Below are 4,987 nucleotides of genomic sequence, written 5' to 3' on the forward strand. Positions count from 1 at the left end.
GCGCGACTTTTTACCCGGCCAAGCTTTTCTGGTCGGAACCCCCTAAGCCGAGTTTTCAAGGTGCTGCGCCGTCCACTTGGTTTTCGAGACTGGCCTTTTAATTCTAACGTAAAGCCAACCTAGAACGACGGGGTTTCAGACCCAAATTTTCGATGACCGTGACGTAGTACCTCAACGGGAGTCTCACCGTATATGTATTTAGGGAGTTCGCTCCGAAATTCTCGCACCCCAATTTTCTCAATGTCATGCTTATCCATAGTCTCTCTCGTTGTGTCCGCATTGTGTACATAGTGTAGCACTATTTGAGAAAGGATATCAACAAACAACTTTGCTCATGTTTTACCAGATTAAAAATTTTTTTTAGGTCAATTCTTAAACTTCTGGCGAGTTTCTTAATCGTCTTTTTGGCATGGCTAAGACTGTTCAAGTTTACTTGAAAGATGCCAACATTTCATTATACAGCTTTAAATAATTAGATGCTTGAATCTCAAGAGTAAATTCTTGCTCCACTTTTTGCCTTGCCCGAATGCACAATTGGTTATACCTTTCTGTATCTTCTAATACCCAATTAATTCCCCGTGCCAAGTCTTCCACCTCGAAGGGTTTGGCCAGATAACCATTCTCTTGATGTTCGATCATATCAGGCATTCCACCAATTTTAAAGGCAACGGAGGGAGTGGCACAGGCGAGAGCTTCCATGACTGTATTGGGAAGATTATCCTCAATTGAGGGAGCGACAAAAATATCGGCGGCGGCATAGACTAAAGCTAGGGAAATATCATCATTTAATCTGCCTAAATAATGGGTTTTTAAGCCAAAATCAGGCGGATTAATCGGTTCAGAGGCACCGAAGACCACTAACTCTAATTTATGCCGCCATATTTCCCCCTGACTGAGTTTTTTTATGGCAGGTAGCAGCAGATGAAATCCTTTTCGGTTATCGCTTGTTGCCGTCATAGCACCAAAGAGAATAAGCTGTTTATCTTGGGGTAATCCTAAGAGATGGCGAGCAATGTTTTTCTCGATTGGTTTATATCTTTGAATGTCTAAACTGTTGGCAATTACTTCTATCCGTAAATCCTGAAATAGAGAACTATTTCTGGCACAATCTGCTAACCATTGACTGGGGGTAACAATAGTCAGATTGAGATTTTTCCAAGCTTTGGCTTTTCGCCACCAAACCCAACGAGAAATATCCCCATCTTGCTGACTTTTTAATTGGGGACAATGACCACAGGATTGAGTATATTTATTGCATTCCCCACTGTAATGACAACCACCCGTAAAAGGCCACATATCGTGAGCCGTCCAAACAAGAGGTTGCTTAAATTTGGCTAGGGTTTCAATTTGTAAAAACCCGGCATTAATCCAGTGTAAGTTAATAATATCTGGACTAATTTGGGCTACTCTAGAAACAAGGCGATCGGGAAGCCATTGGATAGAATAAGGTGTTCTCTCTCTTTGAGAATATAATGACAAGGGCAAGTGATCAACCCCAGGTATTAGTTTCGTCCATCCCTTCATTAATTTACTTGCTGGCGATAAAACAGTATAGTCATCACGAGTTTTATCATTAACTAGCATAGTCGCTGCTACACTGATCCGATGTAACCCTTTATGCAGACGATGAGCGGCTATAAAAGCCCCTCCTTGACTATCAGAATAACTTAGTAAACAGACTTTCATGACTCTCAAGAATATTTGATCAATTTGCAATAGTCTTCCACGGTTAGCACCCAGATCGAAAAGTCTATATGTTGATATTCCAGTAACCTTGCCATCCAAGCTACTTGCGAATTATTAAGATTATATCTCTCGACTTTAAATTTCAGTTTTCTGAACAGTTTGTTAACGATATTTTTGGTCATCTTTTAGTTTCTTTAAAGTTTATCAATGTTTTGAAGTTTAATTTAGTGTAATTATTTCTAGGGTTTCATCGCCTCCATAAACAAAGAGTCTGGTTTGCGAATTTTGCCCTCTATCATATCTAAACCGTAACTGTTAAAATCTGGTATTCTACTATCATCAGCACGACAAATACGCACATCAATAAATCCCACTTGCTCCAGCAGCCGCTTTAAGGAATAGCGATCATACATCCAAAGATGAATTTCCCCTGAATTCCGAAATATACCCTCTTCAAAAGATTTTTTAGCTTCATTTCCTGCCACAAGTGCTACTAGATATTTAGCTATGATAATTCTCAGTTTCTGTAAAAACCAAGCGGGACTCTTAGCCATTATTCTCTCCCTCATGGACTTTTGATGAGCTTGAATTTCCCAAAACTTTTCCGCTTCCGCACCAATTCGATAACGCACGAAATCCTTATTATTAATACTGGGGTTTAGCAGAAAATCTCTCATTTTGCCTCCACCAACACTGCGAACAGTTTGATCATAAAGCTCCAGCATCATCCAGTCATAGTCAGGTTCCGCTTCTTTAATCCCTGAATCGACTTTTTCTAAAGTGAACAAATATTCTCTAGCTATTGCTTCGAGATCAGGGACAACGACTCTTATTATACCCTTATCTCTGAGAATTCGGCAACATTCAGTTAGCAGTTTTTTTGCCTCATCTTGTTGAAAGTGTTCTAAGACATGGGAACTATAACAGGCATCAAATTCAGCATCTGGGTAGGGCAAGTTTTTACGAATATCATATTCTCTAACTTCCGGTGAAGATGAAATTATATCGATATTCACCCAAGCGGGATGAAAAGTAGAGCCACAGCCAAAATTTAAGAGTTTCATTAGCTTGTTATATTCGTTGGCAATTCGTCAAAAATTATAAGTTATCTATCTAAATTTTACGATAAATACTCACCACAGATATTCCTCGAGGAAATAATTCGGAAGAAATCAAACCTTTAGCAAAAATCTTTCCTATCATTCTGCTAACTATATCTAGGATTTTATAGGTAATGCCAAAATCGATGTTCCTTATATCTTTTCCAAAAAACTTAAACAATGCTAATTTGACAATAGTTGTCGCATAAAATGATTTGTGAACTTCTTGTAATGGTTCATGCCAAATTTCTAGATTTTCAATGGGAAAGTATTTCGTTAGATTTTTTAAGCTTGTATCAGTCCACCGCGTAACATGATGAGGTGGCATATCAAGAAAAAAGTTGGATACATATTTGCTAAACGAATCATAACTGGGAACTGAGAATACAAAAAGACCACCAGGTTTCAGGCAGGCAATACTAGAAGCGATGAATGAGTGAACATCTCCTATGTGTTCTAGCACTTGAAAAGCACAAACTACATCATATTTTTGGGGTAGGTAAACAGCGTGATCTTGAATTGATTCATTGATTATGTTAACACCACCCTTAGCTAGATCTTTTGCTTTGTGACTGAATTCAAGACCTGTATAGTTTTGGCTATCTATCTTTTGAGCAAAAGCTCCTTTTCCACAGCCAATTTCCAAGACAAAATCGGAAGGTTTGATAAATTGTTTAGCATAATCATATTCATTTTTTTCCTCTAGGTAATACCAATCAAATACTTGTAGTTTTTCATAAAAATTTTCTGAACCCGTTATCATCGGAGAGAAAAAATAAAGATCTGATTCAAGAGAGTGGTAAAAATCTATCTCTTGAATATTACCAAACTCTGAAGCTACATCACAGTTCAGCACCTTTTGATAGAGACTTAATAAGTCACTGACAGCTATTTTTTCAACTAAGACAATTTTGAAGCTTCCGCTTAGGGGACAATATACTAATTCTTGGTTCATTTGCTCTGTCATAATCATTCTAAATTTAATTGACAAAAACCTTGACTAATGGCAATTTCATAAAGTATCTGGAGAACAAGCTAGAGTCAAAGAGATTACGATAAGTAAAATCATCCGCTTCAACATGACGCAGCAAAAATGGAGGATGTTTTAACGGAAAATTAATCTCTTTAACAGGAAGATTTGCCACTCTACTTTTACTACTGCTTGTATGAGTAGCATCTTCACCAAATCCAATATTACTAACTAAATTTACATTAGGTAGGATTGTTAGACCATTCTGAATCCAACAGGCGAAAGTCCAGGGATAATCCCAAGTATCAATTTTACCATCATAAGCAGTTTGAAAAATTTTCGTCCAGTATTTGACAGCCTGAGTTTTTCCTAAAATAGACTCAAGCCAGTTACCATCACGAATTTCTTGCCAGAGCTTCATTTTAACATCATAATATTGCCACGCTCTCCTCCAACTTGCCCAACCCCAAATGTGGTTATAGCAAGAAAAATAGTAACTGTACTCCGTGCGCTTTCTGCCAAACTGAAAATTATCCCCTGAAATAGCCATAATTCTCTTATCATCTCGATAATAATCGAGCAATTCTTGGCAAAAGCGAAAAAAACTAGGATGTGGTAAGCAATCATCTTCAAGAATAATGGCTTGCTCAACCGTATCAAAAACCCAATTTAATCCACTAGATACTCGATTCTTGCATCCCAAGTTAATATCAGAATAGTTAGTAAAAACCTCACAATCCCAATCCACACCCTCGATAATAGCACGAGCCGCTTTACACTTTTCAACATCATCGGCTCTATCTGGACGCGGACCATCGGCAACCACTAATAACTTAGATGGTTTAGCCTGACGAATGGCTTCAAATACTCTCGCCGTCGTATCAGGTCGATTGAAAATCAGGAAGGCGACAGGAGTGGTCAGTTGGAAGTCAGTCATGCAACGGATTTACTGTTAACTCGTGGTATCCTAACCCACCCTGACCAAATTGTCAACCCATTTCAGGATTTTCAGAGCCATTAATTTTATTTTCACTATCTCCACTGTTAAAATCCGAAGCTTTCAAGACAGTTAACCCAACTAAGTCTTGATCTCTATAATGATAGATATAGCAATTCTCTGACTCATGAGGTACAGTAGCAACAGTGAGTAAACCAATTGCGAATATCTTTTTGAGTAACTTCTAACATAGCTAATTCAATCCCTTCTATTAAGTCTTTGTAAGTTCTCGCC

Annotated in this window: 4 protein-coding genes and 1 pseudogene; all 5 read right to left on the bottom strand. The window is 38.1% G+C overall.

The genetic code is table 11. The features are described 5' to 3' along the window. Positions 1-429: 429 nt before the first annotated feature. Positions 430-1,686 carry a glycosyltransferase family 4 protein gene (locus tag IQ242_RS16635; RefSeq protein ID WP_193960735.1) on the bottom strand — a complete coding sequence of 419 codons (1,257 nt, stop codon included), beginning with the start codon at positions 1,684-1,686 and terminating at the stop codon, positions 430-432. 239 nt (positions 1,687-1,925) lie between these two features. After that, positions 1,926-2,750, bottom strand: a complete 825-nt coding sequence (locus IQ242_RS16640; protein WP_193960736.1) for a methyltransferase domain-containing protein — start codon at positions 2,748-2,750, stop codon at positions 1,926-1,928. 49 nt (positions 2,751-2,799) lie between these two features. Beyond that, the gene (locus IQ242_RS16645) at positions 2,800-3,753 is read right to left on the bottom strand and encodes a bifunctional 2-polyprenyl-6-hydroxyphenol methylase/3-demethylubiquinol 3-O-methyltransferase UbiG (protein ID WP_193960737.1); all 954 of its coding nucleotides are present in this window, start codon (positions 3,751-3,753) and stop codon (positions 2,800-2,802) included. Positions 3,754-3,766: 13 nt separating this feature from the next. Continuing rightward, a complete protein-coding gene (locus tag IQ242_RS16650; protein WP_193960738.1) occupies positions 3,767-4,693 on the bottom strand; it encodes a glycosyltransferase family 2 protein in 927 nt (308 codons plus the stop codon). Positions 4,694-4,878: 185 nt separating this feature from the next. Then, positions 4,879-4,987: pseudogene (locus IQ242_RS16655) on the bottom strand (IS630 family transposase); the annotation flags it as partial.

The organism is Microcystis sp. LEGE 08355, from assembly GCF_015207185.1.
Lineage (GTDB): Bacteria > Cyanobacteriota > Cyanobacteriia > Cyanobacteriales > Microcystaceae > Microcystis > Microcystis panniformis.

Excerpts from the sequence above, each read along its gene's own strand:
- IQ242_RS16640 (WP_193960736.1), bottom strand. The coding sequence starts at position 2,750 with ATGAAACTCTTAAATTTTGGCTGTGGCTCTACTTTTCATCCCGCTTGG.
- IQ242_RS16635 (WP_193960735.1), bottom strand. The coding sequence starts at position 1,686 with ATGAAAGTCTGTTTACTAAGTTATTCTGATAGTCAAGGAGGGGCTTTT.
- IQ242_RS16650 (WP_193960738.1), bottom strand. The coding sequence starts at position 4,693 with ATGACTGACTTCCAACTGACCACTCCTGTCGCCTTCCTGATTTTCAAT.
- IQ242_RS16645 (WP_193960737.1), bottom strand. The coding sequence starts at position 3,753 with ATGACAGAGCAAATGAACCAAGAATTAGTATATTGTCCCCTAAGCGGA.